Annotated in this window: 28 protein-coding genes; 17 read left to right on the top strand and 11 right to left on the bottom strand. The window is 70.1% G+C overall.

All coding sequences use genetic code 11. The features are described 5' to 3' along the window. Window positions 1-101: 101 nt before the first annotated feature. The 7 genes from ACGFJ7_RS20755 (at window position 102) to ACGFJ7_RS20785 (ending at window position 6,609) form a co-directional block, all read left to right on the top strand. Window positions 102-440: a lipopolysaccharide assembly protein LapA domain-containing protein gene (locus tag ACGFJ7_RS20755; protein WP_360260859.1), complete on the top strand. Its 339-nt coding sequence runs from the start codon at window positions 102-104 to the stop codon at window positions 438-440. Window positions 441-658: 218 nt separating this feature from the next. Continuing rightward, a complete protein-coding gene (locus ACGFJ7_RS20760; RefSeq protein ID WP_360260857.1) occupies window positions 659-946 on the top strand; it encodes a hypothetical protein in 288 nt (95 codons plus the stop codon). A gap of 419 nt (window positions 947-1,365) precedes the next feature. Next, window positions 1,366-2,904, top strand: coding sequence for a polysaccharide lyase family 1 protein (locus tag ACGFJ7_RS20765; RefSeq protein WP_392643201.1), 1,539 nt, complete (start codon window positions 1,366-1,368; stop codon window positions 2,902-2,904). After that, on the top strand, window positions 2,901-3,317 hold the full coding sequence (locus tag ACGFJ7_RS20770; RefSeq protein WP_392643203.1) for a hypothetical protein: 417 nt from the start codon (window positions 2,901-2,903) through the stop codon (window positions 3,315-3,317). Before ACGFJ7_RS20765 ends, ACGFJ7_RS20770 begins: the two co-directional genes overlap by 4 nt. Before the next feature lie 5 nt (window positions 3,318-3,322). Then, the gene (locus ACGFJ7_RS20775; protein ID WP_360260851.1) at window positions 3,323-4,282 is read left to right on the top strand and encodes a pectate lyase; all 960 of its coding nucleotides are present in this window, start codon (window positions 3,323-3,325) and stop codon (window positions 4,280-4,282) included. Between the two features lie 261 nt (window positions 4,283-4,543). Then, the gene (locus ACGFJ7_RS20780; RefSeq protein ID WP_392643205.1) at window positions 4,544-5,050 is read left to right on the top strand and encodes a hypothetical protein; all 507 of its coding nucleotides are present in this window, start codon (window positions 4,544-4,546) and stop codon (window positions 5,048-5,050) included. Continuing rightward, window positions 5,047-6,609 (top strand): FAD-dependent oxidoreductase, encoded by a 1,563-nt coding sequence (locus ACGFJ7_RS20785; protein ID WP_392643207.1) that lies wholly within the window; start codon window positions 5,047-5,049, stop codon window positions 6,607-6,609. The genes ACGFJ7_RS20780 and ACGFJ7_RS20785 overlap by 4 nt, the downstream gene beginning before the upstream one ends. A gap of 46 nt (window positions 6,610-6,655) precedes the next feature. Here the strand turns inward: ACGFJ7_RS20785 and ACGFJ7_RS20790 are convergent, their stop codons facing one another. Further along, on the bottom strand, window positions 6,656-7,114 hold the full coding sequence (locus tag ACGFJ7_RS20790; RefSeq protein WP_360260844.1) for an ATP-binding protein: 459 nt from the start codon (window positions 7,112-7,114) through the stop codon (window positions 6,656-6,658). Between the two features lie 143 nt (window positions 7,115-7,257). Between ACGFJ7_RS20790 and ACGFJ7_RS20795 the strand changes: the two genes are divergently transcribed. Then, window positions 7,258-8,052 (top strand): SigB/SigF/SigG family RNA polymerase sigma factor, encoded by a 795-nt coding sequence (locus ACGFJ7_RS20795; protein ID WP_360260842.1) that lies wholly within the window; start codon window positions 7,258-7,260, stop codon window positions 8,050-8,052. A 108-nt stretch (window positions 8,053-8,160) separates the two neighbouring features. Here ACGFJ7_RS20795 and ACGFJ7_RS20800 read toward each other — a convergent pair whose 3' ends face one another. Both ACGFJ7_RS20800 and ACGFJ7_RS20805 read right to left on the bottom strand, forming a co-directional pair. Continuing rightward, window positions 8,161-9,201 (bottom strand): AraC family transcriptional regulator, encoded by a 1,041-nt coding sequence (locus ACGFJ7_RS20800; RefSeq protein ID WP_392643209.1) that lies wholly within the window; start codon window positions 9,199-9,201, stop codon window positions 8,161-8,163. Window positions 9,202-9,402: 201 nt separating this feature from the next. Then, window positions 9,403-10,341: a GAF and ANTAR domain-containing protein gene (locus tag ACGFJ7_RS20805; protein WP_392643211.1), complete on the bottom strand. Its 939-nt coding sequence runs from the start codon at window positions 10,339-10,341 to the stop codon at window positions 9,403-9,405. A 195-nt stretch (window positions 10,342-10,536) separates the two neighbouring features. Here ACGFJ7_RS20805 and ACGFJ7_RS20810 point away from each other — a divergent pair, with 195 nt between their 5' ends. After that, window positions 10,537-11,268 carry a GAF and ANTAR domain-containing protein gene (locus ACGFJ7_RS20810; RefSeq protein ID WP_360260833.1) on the top strand — a complete coding sequence of 244 codons (732 nt, stop codon included), beginning with the start codon at window positions 10,537-10,539 and terminating at the stop codon, window positions 11,266-11,268. 30 nt (window positions 11,269-11,298) lie between these two features. Here the strand turns inward: ACGFJ7_RS20810 and ACGFJ7_RS20815 are convergent, their stop codons facing one another. The 3 genes from ACGFJ7_RS20815 to ACGFJ7_RS20825 all read right to left on the bottom strand — a co-directional run bounded on the left by ACGFJ7_RS20815 (window position 11,299) and on the right by ACGFJ7_RS20825 (window position 12,830). After that, window positions 11,299-11,955 carry a GAF and ANTAR domain-containing protein gene (locus ACGFJ7_RS20815; RefSeq protein ID WP_392643213.1) on the bottom strand — a complete coding sequence of 219 codons (657 nt, stop codon included), beginning with the start codon at window positions 11,953-11,955 and terminating at the stop codon, window positions 11,299-11,301. Window positions 11,956-12,057: 102 nt separating this feature from the next. Beyond that, on the bottom strand, window positions 12,058-12,495 hold the full coding sequence (locus tag ACGFJ7_RS20820) for an STAS domain-containing protein (protein WP_392643215.1): 438 nt from the start codon (window positions 12,493-12,495) through the stop codon (window positions 12,058-12,060). 155 nt (window positions 12,496-12,650) lie between these two features. Continuing rightward, complete coding sequence (locus tag ACGFJ7_RS20825; protein WP_360260825.1) at window positions 12,651-12,830, bottom strand: hypothetical protein; 180 nt, start codon at window positions 12,828-12,830, stop codon at window positions 12,651-12,653. A 373-nt stretch (window positions 12,831-13,203) separates the two neighbouring features. Between ACGFJ7_RS20825 and ACGFJ7_RS20830 the strand changes: the two genes are divergently transcribed. Further along, a complete protein-coding gene (locus ACGFJ7_RS20830) occupies window positions 13,204-13,629 on the top strand; it encodes a hypothetical protein (RefSeq protein ID WP_392643217.1) in 426 nt (141 codons plus the stop codon). Between the two features lie 81 nt (window positions 13,630-13,710). Here the strand turns inward: ACGFJ7_RS20830 and ACGFJ7_RS20835 are convergent, their stop codons facing one another. The 3 genes from ACGFJ7_RS20835 to ACGFJ7_RS20845 all read right to left on the bottom strand — a co-directional run bounded on the left by ACGFJ7_RS20835 (window position 13,711) and on the right by ACGFJ7_RS20845 (window position 15,875). After that, window positions 13,711-14,553: a YihY/virulence factor BrkB family protein gene (locus tag ACGFJ7_RS20835; protein ID WP_392643218.1), complete on the bottom strand. Its 843-nt coding sequence runs from the start codon at window positions 14,551-14,553 to the stop codon at window positions 13,711-13,713. A gap of 100 nt (window positions 14,554-14,653) precedes the next feature. After that, window positions 14,654-15,388, bottom strand: a complete 735-nt coding sequence (locus ACGFJ7_RS20840) for a GAF and ANTAR domain-containing protein (RefSeq protein WP_360260816.1) — start codon at window positions 15,386-15,388, stop codon at window positions 14,654-14,656. 313 nt (window positions 15,389-15,701) lie between these two features. Beyond that, window positions 15,702-15,875, bottom strand: coding sequence for a CsbD family protein (locus tag ACGFJ7_RS20845; RefSeq protein WP_360260813.1), 174 nt, complete (start codon window positions 15,873-15,875; stop codon window positions 15,702-15,704). A gap of 456 nt (window positions 15,876-16,331) precedes the next feature. Between ACGFJ7_RS20845 and ACGFJ7_RS20850 the strand changes: the two genes are divergently transcribed. The 3 genes from ACGFJ7_RS20850 (at window position 16,332) to ACGFJ7_RS20860 (ending at window position 18,681) form a co-directional block, all read left to right on the top strand. After that, window positions 16,332-16,865, top strand: coding sequence for a hypothetical protein (locus ACGFJ7_RS20850; protein WP_392643220.1), 534 nt, complete (start codon window positions 16,332-16,334; stop codon window positions 16,863-16,865). Beyond that, the gene (locus ACGFJ7_RS20855; protein WP_392643629.1) at window positions 16,751-17,329 is read left to right on the top strand and encodes an AI-2E family transporter; all 579 of its coding nucleotides are present in this window, start codon (window positions 16,751-16,753) and stop codon (window positions 17,327-17,329) included. Before ACGFJ7_RS20850 ends, ACGFJ7_RS20855 begins: the two co-directional genes overlap by 115 nt. 329 nt (window positions 17,330-17,658) lie before the next feature. After that, a complete protein-coding gene (locus tag ACGFJ7_RS20860; protein ID WP_392643222.1) occupies window positions 17,659-18,681 on the top strand; it encodes a fatty acid desaturase family protein in 1,023 nt (340 codons plus the stop codon). A gap of 129 nt (window positions 18,682-18,810) precedes the next feature. On the opposite strand, the gene ACGFJ7_RS20865 is transcribed toward ACGFJ7_RS20860, so the two are convergent. After that, complete coding sequence (locus tag ACGFJ7_RS20865; protein ID WP_392643224.1) at window positions 18,811-19,536, bottom strand: GAF and ANTAR domain-containing protein; 726 nt, start codon at window positions 19,534-19,536, stop codon at window positions 18,811-18,813. Between the two features lie 41 nt (window positions 19,537-19,577). Next, the gene (locus ACGFJ7_RS20870; protein ID WP_392643226.1) at window positions 19,578-20,306 is read right to left on the bottom strand and encodes a GAF and ANTAR domain-containing protein; all 729 of its coding nucleotides are present in this window, start codon (window positions 20,304-20,306) and stop codon (window positions 19,578-19,580) included. Between the two features lie 333 nt (window positions 20,307-20,639). Between ACGFJ7_RS20870 and ACGFJ7_RS20875 the strand changes: the two genes are divergently transcribed. From ACGFJ7_RS20875 to ACGFJ7_RS20890, 4 genes are all read left to right on the top strand, one after another. Beyond that, complete coding sequence (locus ACGFJ7_RS20875; RefSeq protein ID WP_360260800.1) at window positions 20,640-21,347, top strand: hypothetical protein; 708 nt, start codon at window positions 20,640-20,642, stop codon at window positions 21,345-21,347. Between the two features lie 56 nt (window positions 21,348-21,403). Further along, window positions 21,404-23,053 (top strand): Na+/H+ antiporter, encoded by a 1,650-nt coding sequence (locus ACGFJ7_RS20880; protein ID WP_360260797.1) that lies wholly within the window; start codon window positions 21,404-21,406, stop codon window positions 23,051-23,053. Between the two features lie 92 nt (window positions 23,054-23,145). After that, the gene (locus tag ACGFJ7_RS20885) at window positions 23,146-24,363 is read left to right on the top strand and encodes a PP2C family protein-serine/threonine phosphatase (RefSeq protein ID WP_392643228.1); all 1,218 of its coding nucleotides are present in this window, start codon (window positions 23,146-23,148) and stop codon (window positions 24,361-24,363) included. A gap of 307 nt (window positions 24,364-24,670) precedes the next feature. After that, window positions 24,671-25,108 (top strand): DUF5994 family protein, encoded by a 438-nt coding sequence (locus ACGFJ7_RS20890; RefSeq protein ID WP_392643230.1) that lies wholly within the window; start codon window positions 24,671-24,673, stop codon window positions 25,106-25,108. The last annotated feature ends 29 nt before the right edge of the window (window positions 25,109-25,137 follow it).

Below are 25,137 nucleotides of genomic sequence, written 5' to 3' on the forward strand. Positions count from 1 at the left end.
CCGGCGGGGACGGACAAGAGTATGGTCAAGCCATCCCGGGACCGACGACATCCTTGCCCTCGAGGTGCCTGCCACACCGGCTCACTCCTCAAGGGGACGTCATGTCCGACCATGGGCACCGAAATTCCGCCGCGGCCGCTCCCGAGCTACCGGCCGAATCAGTGGTTCCGGCCGAAGACCGGCCGGTCCGTGCGCCGCGTACCCGTACGGGCTCGACCTGGTTCGGCATCTGCGTCGCGGCGCTGCTCTTCGTCGTCCTGATCGTCTTCATGCTGCAGAACACGGGCAGCGTCGAGGTCACGTTTCTCGGGATGCACGGCACCTTGCCGCTGGCCATGGCGCTGCTGATCGCCGCCGTCGGCGCCGCCCTCCTGACCATGATCGTCGGGGCGGCCCGGATCACGCAACTGCGCCGCCAGGCCCGCCGGCGGCAGCACTGAGCCTCGCCGCGGGCGGGTTTCCCGTGGTTCCCGGCTCGGGCACCGCCTGATCCGGGGCGTCATGCTGGAGGTGGTCGTGGCCCTGGCCGGCATCGGCACCGCGGTCGCGTTGTACCCGGTGGTCGAGCGGCGTGCCGGCGTACCCGAAAAAGCTTTTCGCGTCAGGGGGCAATTCCCGCGGCCGCGATCGGGTGCTCCCCGGGATAGCGTTGCGGGATATGACTACCTACCGCACCGCCTCGATTCTTGTCTCCTCGGACGGCACCCTGACACCGGGCACGGCCGCGCTCTTCGCGGAACCCGGGCGTAAGGGCGCAACTCCACTCTGGGCAGGCGATTTCCGGCCGGCGAATGACGCCCGCAAAATCGACGAGAATGCCGTCGGAAAAACGTTCACCTTGCAGTTGCCCGATGGCAGCACCGGCAAGGTTGTGGTGCAGCGTCTCAAGAGCGGAAAAGGTGGCGTCACGCTCGCGTTGATGGGTGAGGACGCGCCGCCCTTCTGAAGCGTGTCAATCGGTTGCGGATCGGCGGCGTCTTCCCCGCGGCTGGTGATGGTCGCGGTGAGCGTCGAGACGATGCGGTGACATCCGAACGTGGGCCGGGTCGGACAGTCAGGCTCCGGCGCGCCGCAGCAGGCCGGCCGCGATCGAGGAGGAGTGCGGACACGCATCCGTTCGACGCCGCTCCGGCTCGGACTGTTGCTGCAAACACCCGCGGCGTAGGCTCGGCGTGAAACGGGCATAGCGGGGCACCCGACCGGTGAAGCGGTCGGGCCGGTTTCCCCTGCGTGGATTCGGCTGCAACATACCTGCAAACGGAATCCATTGACCTGCGCCGATTTCTTTCCCTATCTTCGGTATTAGATTTCGCCGATGTCTCGGATATCCGCCGGCGGTGCTCCCGGAGAAGAGGGAATCTCCCCATGCCCAGAATTCGATGGATAACCATGGCCGCGCTGGCCGTTTCCGCCATTGTGGTGGCCGGGCCCGCCTACGCCGACACGCTCTTCAGCGACAACTTCGACGACGGTGACGCCAACGGCTGGAGCCGCTCCGGCGGGTCGTGGTCGGTGGTCACCGACGGCTCGCCCGCGTTCCGGCAGACCAGCACCGGCGCCAACGCCCGCGTGCTGGCCGGCACCACGTCGTGGGCCGACTACACGGTGCGGGCCCGGGTGAAGCCGATCGCGTTCGCCGCCACCGGCCGCACCGCCGGGGTGGCGGCCCGGGTGCGTTCCTCCAGCGAGTACTACGCGTTCGTCCTGACCGGCGGTGGTGCGGCGCAGCTGCAGCGAGTCTCCGGCGGCACGGCGACCGTGCTCGGCACGGCGGCGGCCGGGGGAGCGGCGACCGGCGCCTGGCGCGTTCTCGCGCTCACCGTGCAGGGCTCCACGCTGACCGGGTCGGTCGACGGCGCCGCGGTCGTCCGGGCCACCGACTCCACCCTGTCCTCGGGGCGGATCGGGCTGCTGGCCTCGTACGCCAGCGCGTCCTTCGACGACGTGGTGGTGGCATCGCCCACGCCCGGCCCAGGCCCGACGACGCCGCCGCCGACCCCGGGCACGTGCCGGGTCACCGGCTCGCCGGTCGGCTTCGCCCAGGGCACGACGGGCGGCGCGGGCGGACCCACGGTGGCCGTCGACACCGCCGCCGAACTGCTGAGCGCGATCGCCACGACCGGGCCGCTCACCGTCTGCGTCAGCGGCACGATCACCCTGCCGGCCGGCATGTACGACGTGACCAGCGACAAGTCGATCGTGGGCGTCGGCTCGACCGCGGGCATCACCGGCGGCGGCTTCAACATCGGCCTGCCGGTCTCCGACGTCACCACGGCACCCGCGAACGCCGTACACAATGTCATCGTCCAGAACCTCACGTTCCGCGGCGCCTCGGACGACTCGATCAACGTGCAGATGTTCTCCCACCACGTCTGGATCGACCACAACGACCTGGCGCAGGGCTACGACGGGCTGATCGACATCAAGCGCGGCTCGTCGCTGGTGACGGTGTCGTGGAACCACACCCACCACCACACCAAGAACATGCTGCTCGGCCACGACGACAAGAACGCCGCCCAGGACACCGGGCGGCTGCGGGTGACCTACCACCACAACTGGTTCGACGCGACGCCGCAGCGCAACCCGCGGGTTCGCTTCGGCGACCCGGTCCACGTGTTCAACAACTACTACTTCTACAACACCGACACCGGGGTGGCCTGCCAGAACAACGCCGGCTGCCTGGTCGAGGGCAACTACTTCGAGGACGTCGAGGAGCCGGTCACCAACACGTACGCCGGACCCGCCGGCCGCTGCGTGGCCCGCAACAATGTTTTCGTGGGCGAGTCGGGCATGCCCGACTGCAGCGGCACTGTGCAGGAGCCGTCGGCGTTCTACTCGTACACCTTGGACGACCCGAACTCGGGGAAGGCGATCGTCACCGCCGGCGCCGGAGTGCTCCGATGAGGCGCCGCACTTTCCTGGCCGCAAGGGGCGCGGCGGCGGCGGCCGGACCGGACGGGTTCGCCACGGTCGCCGGGTACGGGCCGGCCACCACCACCGGAGGCGCGGGCGGGCCGGTCGTCCACGTCTACGACAACTGCTTCCGCGACAACAGCTACGGGATCGCCTCGACCAACGACGCGGGCCTGTTCGTGGAGTGCAACTACTTCGTCAGCGTCAACAACCCGGGACGGGTCGATTTCAGCGGGCCGCTCGGGCGCATGGTGCGGCGCGACAACATCCTCGCCGACTGCAACCACGCCATCGAGGTCCGGGGCGCGGTCACGGACCCGAGGACCTTTTACCCGTACGCGGCCGACGGTGCCGCCTCGGTGCCCACCATCGTGCCGGCGGGTGCCGGCGTCGGAAAGGTGTGATCGGCATGCGCAGACTTGGTCCCGCGGGCGTGGCGGCGCTCGTGCTGGTCGCCGTGGTCGGCGCCGGGCAGCCGGCCGGGGCCGTGGCGGCCGCGACGGCGGACGGGTTCGCCTCGGTGTCCGGCGGCACGACGGGCGGCGCGGCCGGACCCACGGTCACCGTCACCACCGGCGCCGACCTGGCGAGATACGCCGGCGCCAACACCCCGTACACCATCATGGTCTCCGGCCGCGTCAGCGTGGGCGGCATGGTCACGGTGGTGGCCAACAAGAGCATCATCGGCGTGGGCTCGACCGCGGAGATCACCGGCGGCGGCCTCCAACTCGGCACCACGACGCGGCCCGGCAACAACGTGATCATCCGGAATCTCCGGTTCAGCGGGGCCTCGGACGACTCGATCAGTGTCACCAACGGCGCGCATCATGTCTGGATCGACCACAACGAGTTCCTTCCGGCGTACGACGGCTCGCTCGACATCAAACGCCAGTCGACTTTCGTCACCGTTTCCTGGAACCATTTCCGGGGCACCGGCAAGACGATGCTGCTCGGCCATTCCGACAATTACTCCGCCGACATCGGCTATCTCAAGGTGTCCTATCACCACAACTATTTCGACGGCTCCAACCAGCGGCACCCGCGGGTGCGTTTCGGCGAGCCGGTGCACGTCTACAACAACTACTATCGCAACGTCGGCCTCTACGGGATCGCGTCGACCGAGAACGCCGGCGTGGTGGCCGAGGGCAACTACTTCGAGAATGTCGCCCACCCGTGCCATTCGACCGGCGGCTACGCCGAGAGCAACCCGGGCCGGCTGGTGCAGCGGGCCAACGCCTTCGTCAACTCCGGCCCGTGCGAGGCGGGCGGCACGGTGACCGAGCCGGGCACCTACTACAGCTACACGCTGGACCCGGCCTCATCGGTGCCGTCGCTGGTCACCGCGGGCGCGGGTGTGGGGAGACTGTGATGCACGGCCTGCTCGCACTGCTCCTCGTGGCCGGCCTGTCCACCGCCCTGGCCGCGGTCTCCGCCGCCGACGGTTTCGCGTCCGGCCCCACAAGACGATCACCGGGATCGGCCCCGCGCCCACGATCTCCGGCGGCGGGTTCGACTTCTGCCGCTCGTCCAACGTCATAGTGCGCAACCTGACCTTCACGGTCAGCAGTCGCACCACATCTGGATCGACCACAACACGTTCGTCCGCCCGGTCGACGGCTCGGTCGACATCGTGCGGGGCGCCGACTACGTGACGGTGTCGTGGAACCACTCCGCCGGCACCGACAAGAGCATGCTGACCGGCCACTCCGACGGCGCCGCGTCCACCGACGTCGGCCATTTGAAGGTCAGCATCCACCACAACTGGTTCGACGGCTCCCGGCAGCGCCACCCTCCGGGTCCGCTTCGGCGAGCCGGTCCACGTCTACAACAACTACTTCGACGGCAGCGAGTTGCACGGGGTCACGTCCACCATGAACGCCGGCGTCCTCCACCAGCGGCTACGCCGACAGCGGCCCGGGCCGCCTGGTGCAGCGGGCCAACATCTTCACCGGCTCGGGTCCGTGCGAGGCCGGCGGCCCGGTCACCCCTTGGAACCGGCGGCGTCCGTCCCGTCCCTGGTCCAGGCCGGTGCCGGAGCCGGAGCCGGCCGAGCCTGATGGCGATCGGCGACTCCGCGGAACCGCGAGGACAGGTTGCGTCGATTCTTGCGTTGATCGAGAGTAGCGTGGCGGCGTGACTCCACGACTGACGAGCGCCCGCGCTCACCGCCTGGTCCGGCCTCGCACCGATCTGCCGCGGACCGTCGACCATGAGGTTCGCGCCGTGGTGATCGGTGGCGGGATCGCCGGGATGACCAGCGCTCTTCTGCTCGCCGAGCGGGGCGTCCGGGTGACGCTGCTGGAACGCGACGCCCAGTTGGGTGGACGGCTCGCGGCGTGGCCCCGGACGGTGGCGGACGGCTCATGGCAGATGGTCGAGCACGGTTTCCACGGATTCTTCCGTCAGTACTACAACCTGCACAACGTGCTCCGCCGCATCGATCCCGAGCTGTCGTTCCTCCGGCCGGCCGGCCGCTACCCCGTGGTTTCCCGGAATTGGCCCGAAGAGAGTTTCTCCGGCCTGCCCCGCCGGCCACCGGCCAATCTGCTGGCTCTCGTCGCCCGGTCACCGAGCCTGAAACTGCGGGAGTTGCGCGGCGTCGACGGCAAAGCCGCCGTCCCCTTGCTGAGCTACTCGCGCGCCGAGACCTACCGCCAGTTCGACCACGTCTCGGCGAAGGACTTCCTCGACACGCTGGGCATGCCGGCCCGGGCCCGGGCGCACCTGTTCGACGTGTTCGCGCACTCCTTCTTCAACCACCAGGAGGAGATGTCGGCCGCCGAGATGATCATGCAGTTCCACTTCTACTTCCTGCGCAATCCCGAGGGACTCGACTTCGACGCGCCCAGCCAGGACTACGAGACGGCCATCTGGGCGCCGCTCGCCGGGCAGTTGCAGGCCCTCGGCGGCGAGATCCGTACCCGGGCCGCGGTCGACCGGATCGATCCGGGCTGGACCGTCGTGCTGCGCGGTGGCGCCGAGCTGACCGCCGACCACGTCGTGCTGGCCGCCGACCCGCGCTCGGCCCGGGAGATCGTGGCCGCGTCCCCGGGGCTGACCGCACTCGCGCCCCGGCTCGCCGAGCAGATGGCCACGGTGGGGACGGCGGCGCCTTACGCGGTCAGCCGGATCTGGACGGCCCAGGACTGCGCACCCGGGCGCAGCGTCTTCACCAGTGTGGCCGAGGAGCCCACCCTCGACTCGGTCACGCTCTATCACCGCATCGAACGGGCGGCGGGCCAATGGGGCCGCCGGGGCGGTGGCAGCGTGATCGAGCTTCACGCGTACGCGGCACCCGACGGTGTCGACGCCGCCGAACTGACCAAGAGAATGTGGGCCGAGCTCGGGTCGCTGTGGCCGGAGACGACCGGCATGACCATTCTCGACGTCGACGAGCGCGTGGGCGACGACGCCCCCGCGTTCGCCCCGGGAAGCGACGCCACCCGGCCTGGAGTGCTCACCGACGCGACCGGGGTCTATCTGGCCGGGGACTGGGTGCGTGTGCCCTTTCCGGCCGGGCTGATGGAACGCGCCGCCGGCTCGGCGATCCTGGCCGTGAACGCCATCTTCGGTCATCACGGTGTTCGGGCCGCCCCACTGCTGTCGGTGGCCCCTCGAGGATTGCTGGCTCCCCGGTCCGGGCTCCGGAGGACACCGGCGGCGCCGGGCGCCGACCAGGGCACGATCGAGGCCTAGGCACGGCGAGGCAATGGTGGACGCTGCCGGCTGAAGGTTGGGTTTCTCAGCGATCGGGAACGATGGCGGCGGCCGAGTCGCGCGCGCCGGGGAAGGAGGCCCAGACATGTTTGACGTCGCCGTCCTCGTACCAGCCGAGGTTCAGGGCCATGGCGCGGACGATGGGCAGACCGCGGCCTCGATGGCCGGCCAGGGACAGCGCGGTCAGAAACGGGGCGCCGCCCGGATGGTGATCGGCGACGTCGAGGACGAAGCGGTCTTCGTGCCGCAGAAGCCGCACTGTGGTGGGTGGCAGGCCGTGTTGCAGTGCGTTCGTGGCCAGTTCGGTGGCGACCAGCGCGATGCGTCCGGAGACCTCGTCCAGGCCGCGGTGGTCGGCGGGTCGGGTCCCGCTGAGGGCCTGATGCAGTGATGCCCGCAGCGAGCGCAGCTCGTCCGGACCGGTGAGACGCCATCGCCGGAGCTCCTCGCTGGGCGGCGGCCGTGACCTGTCTACTTGATTCACCTCCGAGATGTGCCCTTTCTGGCGATGCTCAAGCGCAAACAACCCCTATTCAGTTTGTTTTGTACGCCCGACCGGGTGGTTTTCGGCAACGGACGGGCGGGGACATAGTGCTGCGACAACTGGCCGACCAGAGGAGTTCCCGTATGACTGTCATCGCTGACGCCGCTGTCCTTGCCGATGCCGCGACGAGCACCGACCGGGCCAGTGAGTTGATCATGGCGATGGCTGCTCTCCCGGCCGGGCACCCGTCTCGGGCCGGCCTGCGGGACCGGGCGATCGAAGCCTGGCTGCCCCTGGCCCGGCACCTGTCGAACCGCTACGCCAACCGCGGTGAGCCCCGCGACGACCTCTACCAGGTCGCCGTCGTCGGCCTGATCAAGGCCACCGACCGGTTCGAGGCCGACCGCGGTGTCGACTTCGCGGGATTCGCGATCCCGACCATCGTCGGCGAGCTCAAGCGGTATTTCCGGGACAAGACCTGGTCGGTACGGGTTCCGCGGCGCCTGCAGGAGCTGCGTCTGGCGATCACTGGCGCCAACAACACACTGAGCCACACCTTGGGACGCGCCCCGACCGTGACCGACATCGCCGCGTACCTTCAGATCAGCGAGGACGAGGTCATCGAGGGCCTCGAGGGCGCCCGCGCGTACAACTCGACGAGCCTGTCCACGCCGATCAGCGAGAGCGGCACCGAGCTCGGCGAAACCCTCGGCGGCGAGGACACCGGCTTCGCCGAGGCGGAGGCGCGGATCGCGCTCGGCCCGGCGATGGCCACCCTCGACGAGCGGGAACAGAAGATCGTCAGCCTCCGCTTTCACGGCAACCTGACCCAGCAGCAGATCGCCGAGCGGATCGGGATCTCCCAGATGCATGTCTCCCGGCTGCTGACCAAGGCGCTCACCAAGCTGCGCCGGCATCTCGACGCCGTCGACGCCTGACAGTCGTCCTGTCGCTCAACGGCCGGATCGGCTGTTCCGCCTACCCGGCCCCGGTCAGGTGACGACACCGCCGTCCGCTACGTGCACCGGCTGACCGGCACGGCCGCGCTATGGACGGCGATGCCGGTTCGGGGTGGTGCGAAGGGTGATGCTGGGACTGACGCCGTATCGGTCGCGGTAGGCGGCGCTGAACTTGCTCAGGTGGGCGAAGCCCCAGCGGCGGGCGATGGCGGTGACGGAGTCGCCGTACGCGGGGTCGGCGGCTCGCAGATCGAGGTGGGCCCGTTCCAGGCGCAGGTGACGCAGGTACGCCGTGGGGGTCCGGCCGTGGTGGCGGATGAAGGCCTGCTGGAGTGCCCGGATGCTGATGCCGGCCACGTCGGCGACCTGGGCGACGGTGATCGGTTCGGCGGCATGGGCGTGCATGTAGTCGACGGCTCGGTGCAAGGAAGCAGGCCCGATGCCTGCTGGTGGTGCGACGTAGGCCGTGGTCATCACCGTGTTGGGGAAGGTGATCAGCGCGGCGCGGGCCAGGCTGCCGACCAGGTGGTCGCGGACCAGGACGCTGTCCAACGGTGAGGCGACCGTGCTGGTCTGGTGATTGACCAGGCGCATGAGCTGCGACCAATAGTGCCCGGCGGCCGCGTCGACGGGGACGGTGCCCAGGAAACGCACCGCGGTCGCGTCCGAGGGGCTCCGCGCGCCGGCGGCCTCGTCGATCACGGACATCGGCAGGGTGAGTCCCGCGTAAACGCCGGGCCGGAAGGAGAACTCCATCGGTTCTCCGGGCTCGGCGATCCAGACCCCGCCGGCGGTGAAGGCGTGGTCGTGCCGGCCGGGCCGTCCGACCGTCAGCGAGCCGGCCAGCGCCACCATGGCGCTGAACATCGGCAGCGGCTCCATACGGATGTGACCGGTGAAGCCCCAGTGGCCCCGATTGAATCCCAGGGGTCCGGCGGCGGCGCTGACCAGGCCGAAGTTGAACGCGTCGCCGGGGTCGTCGATGCGGACCCGGTTGTCCACGTACAGATGTTTGATGAGCGTCTCGGCTCGGTCCGGGGCCGATGCCGCGAAGGCAGCGCGCCGGATCGGCCCGGTCATCGGCGTGCCGCCGGTACCCGCGTCCCCGCTCGATCGCTCATCCGGCACGTTATCCCTCACTCACCTTTCCGCGATTTTACGTCCGGCGCGGCGCTGAGCCGGTAAACGAAGTTCGGGTGGAGTGGGGTTGGCGTCGGTGGCGAAGCGGAGTTGAATGACCGCCAAGCGCGGACCGGTGAGCTCGTCGGCGAGCGTCAGGTCCGAAAACTCAAACAGAGTGGTTTTCGGGCCGCCCGCCGGCGGGCCGGGTCACCTCCCGGTGGGTGGCGTGTGCCGCTGGACCCGCGCGACTATGTCGGCGGCAACGTCGCGCAGTTTGCGGTTGCTGACCTGTGAGATCTTCGTCAGCAAGGCGAATGCCTCGTCCGGGCTGCAGTGCCGTTCGGCCATCACGATGCCTTTGGCCTGTTCGATGACGGCTCGGGTGGTCATCGCCGTGCTCAGACCCTCGGCCAGCTCGGTTGCGCGATAATAGAGGTGCGCGTTGGCCAAGGCCACCGCCACGTACCGGGCGAAGTCGCGGGCGATGTCGGCGGCGGCGTCCGGGAAAGCGTGCGGTCGGCGGCCGTAGGTGTTGAGCGCTCCGCTGACGGAGTCGTCGATGGTCAGTCCGACCGACAGCACGCTGCCGGCTCCGGCCGACGCGGCGCGGGCAGCCCATTGGGGCCACCGCTTCTCCGCGGTGGTGTCGGGTATGACGACGACATCCGCGTCAGCGGCGGCCTGCAGGCAAGGGCCGCCGTGCAGCCGGTACTGCCATTCGTCGAGCTGCAGGGCCAGGTCGCCGGTGAACGCGGCGGTGTAGGGGCTTCGCTCGGGGACCAGCGTGATGGAGACCTCGCCCGCCCCGGGTATCGTCTGCTGCGCGAGGGTGGCGACCTGCTGCAGGATCTGTTCGAGGTCGGTGTCGCTGTGCTTGATCGTCGCGAGTACGGCCAACGCCGCCTGGGCGTGTTGGTGGTGGGGCGTCATGAACGTGCGGCCGTCCTCTGCAGCGGACATAGCCGGGGTCTCGTCGTGACGCCGCGGCGTGAACAGGGGAATGCCCGAACCGTCGAATATCACTGCCGGGCAGGCGCCGCTGCTTGACGCCGACGGTCGAGGCGGGCGTGACCGCTCGTACCGTGAAAGGGAAGAATAACCGATGGGCGGGTGCCGACCGCTGAGGGTGGCCAGGCGCCTGGCCACGCCCGCCTCGGTGCAGCGCGAGCGAGCGAGCGACGGTATGGTGAAGTCTCTGCGGCGGCGTCTCGGATGGCGTCAGCGAGCCGGCGTCGAACAGCGGCGCGGACCCGGACACCAGCCTCCGACGGCGGAGTCTCGCAGCGATCCGCGCGTGGTCGGTCCGGGGCCGACATGTGCCCGATGCGAGGGCCTGGGACGATGAGCATCACCGATCCGCTGCAGCCCGCTGAGGCGTTCGCCCAGCTCGGCCGGATCAAATTGATCGACACCGACCTCGACGGGGTCCTTGACACGATCGCCGCCCTCGCGAAACGCACCGTCCCGGGCGTCGCCGAGTGCTCGGTGACACTGGTTCGCGATCAGAGGGCCTTCACCGCCGCGTTCACCGGTGAGCTGGCCCTGAGACTCGACGAGTCACAGTACAGGTCCGGCCACGGTCCGTGCCTGGATGCTTCCGCCGGCGCGACGACCCTCTCGTTGCCCGACCTCGCGGCCGAGAAACGCTGGCCGCGCTGGGTGGCGCTCGCGTTGCGGCACGGCGCGGGCAGTTCGCTGTCGATCGGACTGCCGGTTCAAGACGTCGTCACCGGCGCGCTGAACGTCTACGCCACCACGCCGCACGCCTTCGACCGCGAGGCGATCACGTTGGCCGAGACGTTCTCCGGATACGCCGCGGTGGCGCTGGCCAACGCCCACCTGTACGACTCGACGGCCACACTGGCCCAGCAAATGCGGGCCGCGATGGCCAGCCGCGCCGTCATCGAGCAGGCCAAAGGCGTCATCATGGCCGAACGGCGATGCACCGCCGACGACGCGTTCAAGGTCCTGGTCAAGCTGTCCCAGGACACCAACCACAAGGTGCGTGACCTCGCGCAGATCCTGGTCGACCAAGCGTCCGGGCTGGTTCCCGGCCCGCATCCGGAAAAGTAGTACCGGGCATTGCCAACAGCGGAACGCGGTTCACTGATGACGCGCTATCAGTTCGGCCGCCGTATCGGTCAGAGACTTTCGCTGCTTGGCGGCCTTTGCGCACAGATCCCGATAGGCGTCGTCGGGGCCGGCGGCGGTCGTCTCCAGCATGATGCCGATGGCCTGCTGGATCAGGTCGCGGGCGGTCAAGGCGCCGATCAGCCCCGTGGCCAGCTCGCGGGCCCCGGAGTCGAGGGCGGCCAGCGCCGGGATCGGCGCCTGCGGGTCGTAGGCGGCCCAGACGGCGGTGGTCAGCGCCTTCATCGGCGCCGGGTCGCGGCCGTAGAGATTGAGGGCCGCGATGGTGGTGCCCGATGCGGCGAACAGCGGAACGGACAGCGACGTGGTCAGGCCCAGCCGGCCCGCGGTGTCGCGAAAACCCGGCCAGGTGACGGTGGCGGCGATGTCCGGCACCGCCGCCGGCACCCCGCCGTCGAGGGCGTCCAGACACGGCCCGGCGTCGTCGGCGTACTGCGCCTGATCGATGGTTACGGCGAGGTCGCCGCTGGCCGCCACGGTGGCATAGGCGCCTTCGTGCCGGCTTGTGACTGACGCGTATTCGACGGCAGTGATCCGGACTGCGGCCAGTTGAGCGATGACAGTCAGATCCGTACCGATCTGCGTGCTGTCGTCGGGTGTGCCGGCCAACGAGACCAACCGATCGCGGAGGGAGCCGGCCGGCCCGTGATTCGCGTCGTGGGGCTGTGCCATTGTTCCTCTGATGTTCCTCGAGACTGGCATTGTGCGAGGTCATGGCCGCCGTGGTACGACCTCGTCGGGGTCGGCGATCGCCATGACCTGGGCGGTGATTCCGTGAGCGCCCCGGTACCAGAAAGAGCGGCCTTGTCCAATGGCGTAATTGTGCGCGGCGAGAAGAGCGTGAGTTCCCGCCGCGGCCAGGAAGGGAACGTGGGTGAGATCGCAGCACACGTCGCCGGTACGCAGCTCTTGGACCAGGACGGCGAGCAACAGGGGGGCGGTGTCGATGTCGAGGTCGCCGTCCACGGTGATGACGCTGAGCACATCGGTGGCCTCGCCGCTGTGCGGCACATCGTCAACACGCCGGGAGACGGCTACCCGGGTGTAGCCATCGGCGTCCGACAGAGTCGCTGGTGCCTCGTCGAGGAGCACCTGGCTGACCCACCGCGTCAGGCGACTGTCCAAGTGGCTGGGATGCCTCACGGTCATAGCACACCTCTCCCGTCAACTTGACCATGACGGGCACGTGGCTTGACCCGAACTCGACGATAGTCCCGGTGGCGGGCCGCCGCCACCGGGACGGCTCTACTTCGGGTGGACTCTCGCTGACGTGAACAAGGCAGGGATCAGGACCGGGTCGTCTCTCAGGTGCCGATGCGTGACACCGGGGTGAGGTCCTTCTCCAACTCGCGCAGAGCGTCCGCGTCGATGCCGAGGGTTCCCAGCAACGAGGCGTGCTTCTTTGTGTCGATCAACGTCGGCAGGTCCTTCTCGGCCCAGTCGGCCCGGGAGTGAAGCCCGCGAGATCGGAGCGTCGCCACCACTCCGGTCTTCTCGACGCACGTCTTCGTGGTGATGGTGGCTCCCTCTTGCCCGGGCCGTCCGCATCCTCCGGATGGGGGGACGCATCAGCCGGGCTGCTACCCCAACGTACCCCGGACAGCCGTTCCCCAGCGGGTCAGCCGGTTGCGAATCAACGTCGTCGTCCGGCGCGGCGATCGGGGCCCGGCCGCCGGTCAGCACATCGCGTCCGGGCGGCGTACGGTCGCGGTGGCGTAGCATTTCGCTCGTGCGGTGATCGATCCGTCGGGCTACGACGCCTCGAACCGCAGGGTGCGACGACCACGAGAGCGGGCGACAGTGAGCGTTCACTTGTCCAGGGCAGGCTCTTTGCGGCGGGTCGTGCTCAGTTGCGATGTGGCGGGCTGCCCCGTCCAGTCGGAACCGCCGGCCATCGAGGCGTGGCGTAACGACGCGGACGCCCGGACCTGGGCCCGGGAGCACGCGCCCGGCTGGACGTCCGACCCGGTCCGCCAGACCGATTACTGCCCCGGACACGCCGCGTCCAGTGTGGCCTCGGCCGAGCAGGCCGCGCCCCGGCCGACGGCTGCCGTCCGTGATTCTCGTGGCAACCCGCTCAACCGGGACGAGTACACCGAGCGTCTGCGGGAGACCCTCCGAGCCGACGACCGGCCGTCGGGACGGACGTTGACGGTCGCTCAGGCCACGGTCGCGGCCCGGCTGCTGGACGAGTTGGCCGGCGTCTATCGGGGCGAACAGCTGGGTGCGCTCGCCCGTGAGCTGTCCACGCTTCTCGACGGACGGCCCCCCGGCGGGCGCTGAGCCCGGCCGGTGTGCCGTAAGGCCCCGGCCGTACGGAACGGCCGGGACATCGCCGATGCCGTGAGCGGTGCCGTCGGCACCTCAGGGCCGGCGACGAGCGTCGCCGTCGCTCCCGGCCGGATCGGACGAGGAGCCGGTGGCGCTGGTCGCGGTGAGCGCCGCAGCGAACAACACCATCTGATTGATCGCGTTGAGGAAAACGAGAAGCCCGACCGACCCCGCGACGAGCCGATAGGCCGGGTTGGCCTCGGTGTGCTGCACGTAGAGCCGGCCGAGCGTCTTGAGCAGCTCCAGGCCGAGCGCCGTCAGCAGCGCGGGACCCAGCAGACGGCGCCACGGTATCCGAACGCGGGGCAGCCCGGTCAGCGCGCCGGCGGCCAGGACGGTGTCCACCCCGACGGCCACCCCGAGGCCGACCGCGCTCAGCAGCCAGTGGGACAGGGTGGCGCCGGTGTTCGTGGCGTCGACGAACCGGTTCGCGGTCACCGTGGTCAGGTAGGCCACCGCCAGGGACAGGGCCAGCAGCAACCCGAGGCCGGCGAGCACGAGAAGGTCGACGAGAATCCGGACGACGATGGTGCCCGGATATTCGGGCAGCTCCCAGATCCGCCGGATCGACGACCGCAGCGCGTCGACCCAGAACCACCCGGTGACGGGCAGGCCGATGAAGGCGATGACGCCGATGGTGGCCCGGGCGTGGCGCAGCGCCTGCACGTCGAGCTGGGGCAGGTCCTCGGCCACGGCCCGCTCCACCGAACGCAGCACCGCCGGGTCGTCCAGGACGAAGCCGAAGACGGCGACACCGAGCAGCCCGAGCGCGAACGTGGCGAAGAACGCGTAATAGGTGACGGCCGCCGCCAGGCGGCCGCCGTCGGCCTGGTCGTACCGGATCCCGGCCCGGACGAGATGGTCCAGCCACCCCACCCGGCGACGGAGTCGTCGCCAGGCCCCGAGAACGCGACCCCTGGTCATCGGCCCGCCCGGTCCGGTGCTGGAGGGTGGAGACGAGAGCAAGGGCGGATCATCAGGGCGACGAGGTCAGGTCCGGAATGTGGGCCGGGTCGGTGACGATGGAGGCGGCCAGGTCGGCGATGCGGGTGTTCCGGCGCCGGGAGTAACCGCGGATCAAGCGGAACGCCTCGACGGCATCGACGTCGAAAGCGTGCATGATCACGCCTTTGGCCTGTTCGATGATGACCCTGCTGTCGAGGGCGTGCTGGAGCTGCTCGGTCAGGGTCTGCTCCCGCAGCAGGGCGCGCTGGTGCAGCAGGCCGATCGCGGCGACGTCGGCCAGTGCCTGCACGACCGGCACGCCGGCGGCGTCGAAGCCGGCGCCCGCCGCCGTGCCGAAGACGTTCAGCGCTCCGATCACCTCGTGGCGCACCCGCAGCGGAAAGGCGTGCACCGTCCGGAATCCCGCCGCCACGGCCCGTGGGGCGAACAGCGGCCAGCGGCCGCTCGCCGCGGACAGGTGGGTCTCGGCCACCGGGCGGCCGCTGCGGAACGCCTCCAGGCACGGTCCTTCGCGGCTCTGCAGCTGGAACAGCTCGAGCCACTTGGCGTTGTCTTGCGAGGCGGCCATGAACTGCAGCTCGTGGTGGTCGTCGGCGAGCAGCATCCCGGCCGCGGTGGCGCCGATCAGGCCGGCCGCGTGGACCGTGACCATGTGCAGGAAGTCGCGCAGGTCGAAATCGTCGGTGAGGGTGTCGGCCGCTTCGACGAAGATCCTCGACAGTTGCCCGCTGGACAGAGCGGTCATTACGGCCGCCGTCCGGCACCGCGACCGGTGAGGCCGGTTCGAATCGGGTCGGTGGCTGGCGACATGACGCTCCCGGGTGACGTGCGAAGGACACGTGACGCCGGGGCCTGGGGCGACTGAACGACCGAGGCGCAACGTCTCGGGCGTTCACGGTGACTATACCTGTGCCGGGACCGATATGATTCCGCCGCCTGACCGGCACGATCATCGGTCGGCTCCCTGGCGCCGTGGCACGCCTCAGCCGAGGGCGGCCCCATGCGGAGGGGCCGGCATCCGCCTTCGCGGATGCCGGCCCCGTCCGGCCGATGCGCGCCTACTTCTTGAAGGCGTCCTTGATCTTTTCGCCGGCCTGCTTGACCTTCGAGGACTTTTCGTCGGCCTTGCCCTCGGCCTTCAGACCCTGATCGTCGGTGGCTTCGCCGATGCCCTGCTTGGCCTTGCCTTCGGCTTCCTGAGCCTTGTTATCGATCTTGTCGTCGAGTCCCATGACGATCCTCTCCCGCGCTCGCACACCGGCCTCGCCGGTTGACACGGCCTGGCTGCGGCAGCGGTTGCGTCCTGTTGATGCCCCCGGCCGTCGATCCGAAACACCTGGCCGGCGAGCATTCCCTGGGGCGGCGCTCCGGCCACGATCACCGTGTCGCCGCGGGAAGCCGTTTGCCCAGGACCGGCCCGGCTATCGACCAGGCACAGTGCTTGATGCCGCGGCCGCCCCTCGCCGGTCGCCCGCGGCGGCCGTCCGGACCCCTGCGGCCCCTTCTCGCCAGCGACACCCGCTGCCCGCGCCTTCAGGCGCATTCCCGTCCGGACGCCCCGGATCCGCCCGCTGTTTCGGCGACGATCCGATGCGCTTGTCATGAAGGAGCCGACAATGCCCTTGATGTGGGCCGACACCACTCGTCAACGCGCACGCGCACGACTGGCGGCTGCCCGGGGCGGGCCCGTGATCCCCCCGTTCACCGCCGCTCCGGAACTCGGCGGGGCCGGGTCCCGGGTGATGGTCGTCGAACACACCGCAACCGTCGACGACGGTCTTCCGCGCGGCGTCCGTACGGCCGGGGGCCTGGGCGTGGCGGATCATCCTGCTGGTCGGGGCGGTCATCTGGTGATCCGGGTCGTCGGTCTTCTGCGGGTGGTCGTGATTCCGGTAGTGGTCGCGTTGCTGCTGGCGGCGATGTTCCAGCCGGCCGCCGCCGGGTTGCGCAAGCGGGGGATGAACCGGTCGCTCGCGGCGGGGCTCGTTCTGCTCGCCTCGCTGCTCGTGGTGTTCGGCGGTCTCGCCCTGATCGTGCGGACCTTCATCGCCCAACTCGACGATCTGAGTGCTCCTGGCACACCCTGGTCGCCTACGTGCGCGCCACCGTGCTGGTCGCCTTGGTCGACGCCGTCGGCATCGGCATCGGCCTGGCCGTGCTGGGCGTCCCGCTCGCGCTGCCCCTCGCCGCCCTGGTGTTCCTCGGTGGCTTCATCCCGGTGATCGGCGCCACGCTGACCGGTGTCGTGGCCATCCTCGTCGCGCTGGTCACCGTCGGACCGGTCAAGGCGCTCATCGTTCTCGGCGTCGTGATCGCCGTCCAGCAGCTGGAGGGTCACGTTCTCCAGCCGGTGATCATGGGACGGGCCGTGGCGCTGCATCCGCTGGCCGTCATCCTCTCCATCGCCACCGGCGTCCTCGTCGCCGGCGTCGTCGGTGGTCTGGTCGCCGTCCCGCTTCTCGCGGTGCTCAACACCGCGGTTCGCTATCTGGCCGGGCATCCGGACGGGGAGCCCACCGCGGGCCGGGAACCACCGGGCACCGAACCGGCCGAGGGGCCGGAGATCCTGACCGGCCACAACGGCGACCGGCCGCCGGCCGGCAGCGAGGCCACGCCGGCCGGCGACGCCGCCCCGGCGGAAGCCGGCCGTCAACCGGTGCCCGGGGGCAGCGCCGGTGCCGGCTGAGGCCGGTGCTCCCGCAGTGGTCCCGCGACGACAGGAAGACCATGGCGTGCCGCTGGCCGGCCGTACGGTCAGCGTGGGTTATCTGGCCGAGCAGCCCCGGCCGATGCTGACTGTGCCCTGGGCCGGCGGAGGCACGTTCATCCTCCGGGTGGCGCGACCCGGTGCCGCATCGATGAGCGGTTCGCTGCCCGCCTCCGGGGTATAAACTGAGCACCGTAAATCCGCTTCGGCGGTGAAACGGCGGCCGTCCAGACTCCGCGGCCTTCATTCAGCCACGCCTGTCCCCGCGTGATCCCGTACGAGGCAGGCAAGTTTCTAGGAGTCGCGCCATGAGCGCATCTGTCACCGCACGCAGCCGGGTTGCCGGCAGTGATTTCGCCGCGCTGAACCGCCTGATCGTCAACGCCGGCCTGCTTGACCGACGGCCCGCCTATTACGCCGTACGGGCGAGCGCCGTGACCGTCTCGATGGCCGGCGCGTGGGCCGTCTTCTTCCTGACCGGGCCGTCCTGGTGGACCGTGGCCGTGGCGGCGGTCCTCGGCGTGGTGTTCGCGCAAGCCGCCCTGCTGGCTCACGACGTGGCCCATCGGCAGGTCTTCCGCACGAGGAAGCCCAGCGACACCGCGGGCCGGATCGTGGCCAACGTCGCCGTCGGAATGAGCTACGGCTGGTGGGTGGACAAGCACACCCGCCACCACAACAACCCGAACCATGACGACCTCGATCCGGACGTGCAGCCCGAACTGCTGATCTGGGCCACCGAGGCGGCCTGGGGGCGGCGGGGGATCAAGGGCTTCGTCAACCGGCACCAGGCCGGGCTGTTCTTCCCGCTCCTGACACTGCTCAGCATCGACCTGCGCATCTCGAGCATCAAGGCTCTGCGGCGGCCCGGCATGAGGCGCCGTGGCCTGGAGGCGAGCCTCATGGCCCTGCATCTGGCCGGCTACGGGGCGGCGTTGCTGCTGGTGCTCTCCCCGCTGCAGGCGCTGGTGTTCTTTCTCGTGCACCACGCGGTGTTCGGGGTGTATCTGGGGATGACCTTCGCGCCCAACCACAAGGGCATGCCGCATCCCACCGGTGACGAGGACTACCTGCGTAAGCAGGTGCTGACCTCCCGCAACGTCAAGGGCGGACGGCTGGTCGACATCGCCCTCGGCGGGCTCAACTATCAGATCGAGCATCACCTGTTCCCGGCGATGCCCACGCCGAATCTTCCCAGAGCGCAACCCATCGTCCGGGCGTACTGCGAGCAGGCCGGCGTCTCCTACGAAGAGACCGGCCTGATCATGTCGTACCGCCAGGCCCTGCGCCATCTGCACGCCGTCGGAGCGCCACTACGGGAGGCGCGCTGACGTCCGTTCCCGGCGTACAGGGCAGTGCCGAAGGCCTTGCTCAGAAGTGGGCCGGGTCCTGTGGGCCGCCGCCGGAGGGGGCACCGGCCGGCCCGCAGGACCCGCCCGAACCGTTCGTCCGGTGAGCGCTCACCGGCCGTCCAGGTCGGGCAGGCCGGGCAGACCGGCGACGATGGTCCCGGCCACCTCGCTGAGGCGGCGGTTGTGCCGGCGGGCGAAGTCACGGATCAGGGCGAACGCGTCGTCCGGGCTCACGGAGCGGGCCTGGGCGACGATGCCTTTGGCCTGTTCGATGACGACGCGACTGTTCAGAGCGCCCTGCAACTGGCCGGTGAGCACCTCGCCACGGCGGATGGCGCGTTCCTGCAGGATCCCGATCACGGCGACGTCGGCCAGAGCCTGCACTATGTTCTCGTCCGCCCCGTCCAGCTCGGTGGCGCTGCCGAACACGCCCATCGCGCCGATGACCTCCTTGCGCAGGCGCAGCGGGAAGGCGTGCACCGACTCGAAGCCGGCCTGGACGGCACGCGGCGCGAACCGGGGCCACTTCGCCGCCGCCCCGGCGAGGTTCACATTGGTCACCGGGCGGGCCGTGTGGAAAGCGTCGAGGCATGGGCCGTCGCCGTGCTGCAGCTGGAACAACTCCATGAGGCGGGCGCTCTCGTCGGAGGCCGCCATGAAGGTGAGCCGGCCGCGATGGTCGGCCAGCATCAGCCCGACCTCACCGGTGTCGAACAGGGCGGCAACGTGCTGAGTGAGCATCTGCAGGAACTCGACCACGTCGAAATCGTCGACGAGCGTATCGGCGACGTCGACGAAGACTGTCGCCAGCCGCTCAGCGGAAACGGTGCTCACCGCGATCTACCGCCCTTCTCCGGATCTGGTACTGACGGCAGTCACGACGGGCCGCTGTCGAAGGAAACCCTACGCGCCACCACGTCGCGGGCCACGTCGCCCAGGGCCCGGTCCTCGGCATACGCGTAAGCCCGCAGCCGGGCCAGCGCATCCGCCAGAGAGATACCCAGCTGGACCGCCACCATTCCCTGAGCCTGGAACAGCTCCGCCCGCTGCCCCACCACCTCGTCGTCCAGCCCGTCGGCGGCCGCACCGGGCGCGGCCCTGGCCTGACCGTCGAGCAGCGTGGTCACCGCCACGTCGGCGAAGGTCAGCGCGTCCCGGAACTCGTCGGCGGTCAGAGGCCCGGGCTCGTCGCGGAAGACGTCGAACGCGCCCAGCCGGGCCGCGCCGATCTGCAACGGGAACGCGAACACCGCCCGGATGCCTTTGCCGTGCAGCGCGGTCGCGTAGCCCGGCCATCGCCACATCGCCGCGGCCGAGAGATCGGGGACGAGCACGGGCCGGCGGCTGGCGAACGCGTCCAGGCACGGGCCTTCACCCAACGTGAACTGCAACTCCTCGACCGGCTCATAGGCCGGCTCGGACACCGCGGCGACGCCCCGCATCCGGTCTCCGACCACCACGCTGAGCCCGGCGCCGGAGGCGGACAGAGCGCGCCCGGCGGCGCTGCACAACCGGCGTAGGTTTCCCGCGACGCCGTGGTGGTCGCCGGGCCTCGACGGCTCGTCCGCGATCAGGCGAGCCACCCGGAGGGCGCGCTCATCCACGGGAGCCACGATACGGTTCGCTACGACGTGGGTGGCTTGTCATGGCTGCACCTCTCCCTGACTCGGGGAACCGCCGAGGGCCAGGGCAGGCATGTCCGATAGTCCAACCGTAGGCGTCACTTTACGCCGGGAACTCCTGCCGTGTCGTCGCGCGGGTCACCTCACCGGCTCGATGGAGCCGGCCGGGGACGTTTGTGATGGATCGTCTTGGGCACCCGGAGGTCTCGGAGGCGCCTGAGATCGAGCTGGGGCGTCGGCTTGGCGTCAGCTTGTGACTCCGCACAGGTGATCCTGCGGAGGAGGCGTACGGTGGCGAATCTCGGCGAAGTCCCATTGACCTGGTCTCACACCGTCCGGGGCGGGCTGGCGACCCTGGTGGTGGAGGGGACGCTGACCACGGCGTCGAGCGAGATGCTGCAGGGGGGCACCATCGGAATGCCCCACCGGAATGCGGGTGGGCTGCTGGTCGATCTGTCCGGCTTGGCGGTGGCCGACGATGATGCGGTCCTGGTATTCGCGGGGCTGGTGGCACGGGCCCTGTCTCATCCGGAGGTGCTGGTGGTGGTGTGCGCTCCTGCCGTCGAGGTGATGCGGCTTCTGTGCGCCAACGGCCTGGACCCGAGGCTGGTGTTCGACAGCGTGGCAGCGGGACGGGCGGCTCTGCTGGCCGACGCGCCGGCGATGACCGAGGATCTGCTTCCGGTCACCAGGGCCGCCCGCCAGGCCCGCGGCGTGGTCACCGAGGCGTGCCTACGGTGGGACGAGCCCGACCTGGTCGGGCCGGCGGCCCTGGTGGCCAGTGAGCTCGTGACCAACGCGGCGATGCATGCCCACACGATGATGACGATGCAGGTCCGGCTGCGTCCCTGCCATGTACGCATTGCTGTCTTCGACGGGTCCGGCCGGCCGGCGGTGGCCCGGCCTCCCGGTGACAGCGGACGCGGCCTGCACCTGGTGGACGCGGTCTCGGCCGCCTGGGGCTCGACGGCGCTGCCCACGGGCAAGGTGGTCTGGGCCGCGCTGAGCCGCGGTACCCGTTGACTGCCGGGTCCGGCGTAGCCGCTTGAGGGTCGAGGGCAGTCGGCAAGGATGAGCCGGTGGATGCCGAGTCGGTTCTGGTCTTTGCTCTTGCCGCTGTCGTCGTGGTCGCCGTGGTGCGATGGGTGGCGAGCCGTACGGGGCTGCCGGCCGCCGCGTTGCTGCCGATCATCGGCATCGGGTACGCCCTGTTGCCCGGCCCCAACGTCGCCCTCGATCCACACCTCATTCTGACCTTCGTCCTGCCGCCGCTGCTGTACAGCGCCGCCCTGGACTCGTCGATGCTGGCGATCCGCCGCAACCTGCGGACGGTGGTGAGCCTGTCGGTGGTTCTGGTCCTTCTCACCGCCCTGCTGATCGGCCTGGGCTTCGCCTGGTTCGTCACCGGAGCGACGCTGGCCGCCGGGATCGCCGTGGGCGCGGCGGTCGCGCCGCCGGATCCGGTGGCAGCGCTGGCGGTCGGGCGCCGGGTCGGGTTGCCGCCCCGGATCATCACGCTGATCCAGGGTGAGGGCCTGCTCAACGATGCCACCGCTCTCACCATCCTCAGCGTCGCGGTGGCCGCGGCGACCGGTGACGGGTTCTCCGCGCCGGCCGCGTTCGCGCAGTTCCTGCTCGTCGCCGCGGGCGGAGCCGCCGTGGGGGTGGTGGTCGCCTTCGCCGTGCGCCTGCTGTCGCGTCCCCTCAGCGGGGATCCGATGCTGGCGAACGCGGTCTCGCTGGCCACACCGTTCGGCGCGTACCTTCTCGGCGAGCGGATCCATGTCTCCGGCGTGCTGGCGGTGGTCGTCGCCGGGCTGATCGTCGGGCACCACACGCCACGATCCGCCTCGGGCGCGGGCCGGCTGCAGACGAGCGCGGTCTGGCGGCTGATCGACTTCCTGCTCGAGGGCCTGGTGTTCCTGCTGATCGGTCAACAGCTGCCGGAGATCCTGCATGGGCTCTCGGCGTACGACACCGGCACCGTCGTCGTCGCGGTGTCGATCACGGTAGGCGTCGTCCTGCTGCTGAGGCCGCTGTGGCTGGCGCTGACCCTGGTATGGCCCGGCGCGCTGCGCGCCCGCCGGAGCGGGGCCGGCATGGCCGAGGGGCGGCCGGCACGGTGGACCGGGCGGGATGTCGTCGTCCTCTCCTGGGCCGGAACGCGCGGCGTGATCAGCCTCGCTGCGATCTTCACGCTGCCGCTGGTCACGGAGACCGGGTCCCCGTTCCCGGCTCGGAACCTGCTGGTCTTCTGCGCATTCGTCGTCGTGCTCGTCACCCTGGTCGGTCAGGGCCTCACGTTCGCGCCGATCGTCCGCCGGCTCGGGATGCGCGCCGACGCCAACGATCAGGCCCGCCTGCGCAACGAGGCCCGGTCGGCGTCGGCCGAGGCCGCCCTCGCCGCGCTCGACGACCTGGAGGAGCAGGAGCACGACGACATCAGCGCCCCGGTGATCGAGACGATGCGCCAGCAGCTCCGAGCACGGCTGAGCCGTTATCGTGACCGGATCGTGCTGCTCCGCGAGAATGACGATTCGACTGCTCCGCCGGTCTCGCCGCGGTACGAGGCGGCGTTGCACGTCCGGCGGGTGGCCCTCGACGCCCAGCGGGACGAGTTCCTGCGCTGGCGTGATGCCGGGTGGTTGCCCGACGAGAGCCTGCGCGTCCTGGAACGCGAGCTGGATCATGAGGAGCGGTTGCTTCCGGACCGGCCGACCCGCCGGTGAACCACGGTGCCGCCGGTCGACCTGCGGCCCGGTCAGTGCGACGATCACACAATGACGCGACACCAACCGCCCATTGCTCGCGTCGGAGGATCATGAGCGAGCCCGCCCGGCGGCGCCCTGACAACCGGCCGGTGGAGGAGGTCATGTTCCCGGCGCTGCTGGAGGACGACATCGACGACCTTTACGACAACGCGCCGTGCGGGTTCCTCTCCACTCTGCTGGACGGGACGATCGCCAAGGTCAACGTCACCCTGCTCGACTGGCTCGGTCGATCCCGCGAAGAGCTGGTCGGCCACTGTCGTTTCGTCGATCTGCTGGCGACCGGCAGCCGCCTCTACCACGAGACGCACTTCGCGCCGTTGCTGCGGATGCAGGGCCAGATCGGTGGGGTCGCGCTGGAACTGCGCACCGTCGAGGGGGCGTCGTTGCCGGTTCTGGTCACTTCCGCCGTCAAGACCGGCGGTGACGGTGAGCCCGTGCTGATCCGGACGACCGTCTTCGACGCCCGTGAACGGCGCGCCTACGAGACCGAACTGCTAAGGGCACGGCAGAGCGCCGATCAGGACCGGGAACGGCTGCGCCTGCTGGTGACCGGACTGCAGCGCAGCCTGCTGCCGGCCACGCTGGCCGTTCCGCCGGGCATGGCGACCGCTGCCCTCTACCACATGGCGTCGCCCGACGAGGTCGGCGGCGACTTCTACGACCTGTTCCCGCTGGGCGGTCACCGGTGGGGTTTCTTCCTCGGCGACGTGCGCGGCAAGGGCATCGGCGCCGCGGCGGTCACCGCCGCCGCCCGCTACACGCTGCGAGCCGCCGCCGTCTACGACCCGGAACCGGCCGCGGTGCTGGCGAATCTCAATGCCGTGCTCTATCAGGACTATCGCAACCGGGGACACCGGCACTGCACCGTCATCTTCGGCGTGCTGGAGAGGGAGGGGACGGGGTACACCGCTTCGATCGCCGCCGGCGGGCATCCACCCGCCCTCCTGATCCGGGCGAACGGCGCCACCGACTATCAGAGCACCGACGGCGGCACACTGATCGGCATTCTGGCCGAGCCGCGGGTCGCGGCCCGCACGATCCGGCTGGACCCGGGTGACACCCTCATCCTCTACAGCGACGGGCTGACCGAGGCGCGCACAGCGCCGCACGGCGAGCGCTTGGGCGATGACGCGCTGCGGGATTTCATCGAGAGCCGAGGTCCCACCGAGGCCGCCGCCGCCGTTCGCGCCCTCACCGGCCTGCTCGCCGGCTTCGATGAGGTCGACGACGACGTCGCTGTGATGGCATTCAGCGTGTCCCGCGAATGATCCGTCGCGTCGCTGCCGGGTGACCGCTCAGCGGACGGGGCCGGTGGCCGGTTCGGCGCGGACCGCGAACGGGTGGCGGAGCACTCGCATCGCCTCGGCCCGGTGGTCGACGGCACTGAGGGAGATTGACTCAAAGAAGACGGCGAGGACGCCGGAGATGTCGTGCCGGCACCGCCACCCCCACTGTACGCGTGTTCGCCGGCACGGCGCGTAGAGTGGTGACCAACGGCCTCTCCACGATCACCGACGAGCGCATTCGGCGCCTACTTGCGGTGGTGCGGAGGCCGGCAATCGAGAGGTAGCCATCATGGCACCGACCACTCTTTCCGCGCCCAATGACGCCGTACGCCTGCAGTTGGACCCACATCCTTCCCGGACCACCGTCCTCGACGGGGCCTGGTGGCCTCGCTCGACGGATGTGGTGTCCGAACTTCCCCGTCTGATGGAAGCCCTGACCGGATTGCGTGGCGAGATCACGCACGTGCTGATCAACAGCGCCGAGTGGGACAGGCCCCACCCGCGGCGAGCCGACGCGGGCGGCCGGGCGGTGCGGCTCGGTTGGTTCACCTCCCAGCCGGCCGGGCTGATCACCGTCATGACCGACTTCGGCGACGACCGCTTCGACCTTCTCGTGGTGCCGCCGGACGCCACGCGGGCATCGGCCGACGTGGCCTTGGCCGCCGCCGCGGACGGCGCCGACACGCGGCGCTCGCCCGAATTGCTGACCGGCATCGAACTTGGCTGACGGCCGGGCCGACGGATCGATGGTGTCCG

Source organism: Actinoplanes sp. NPDC048988 (genome assembly GCF_043197815.1).
In the GTDB taxonomy this organism is placed as follows: domain Bacteria; phylum Actinomycetota; class Actinomycetes; order Mycobacteriales; family Micromonosporaceae; genus Actinoplanes.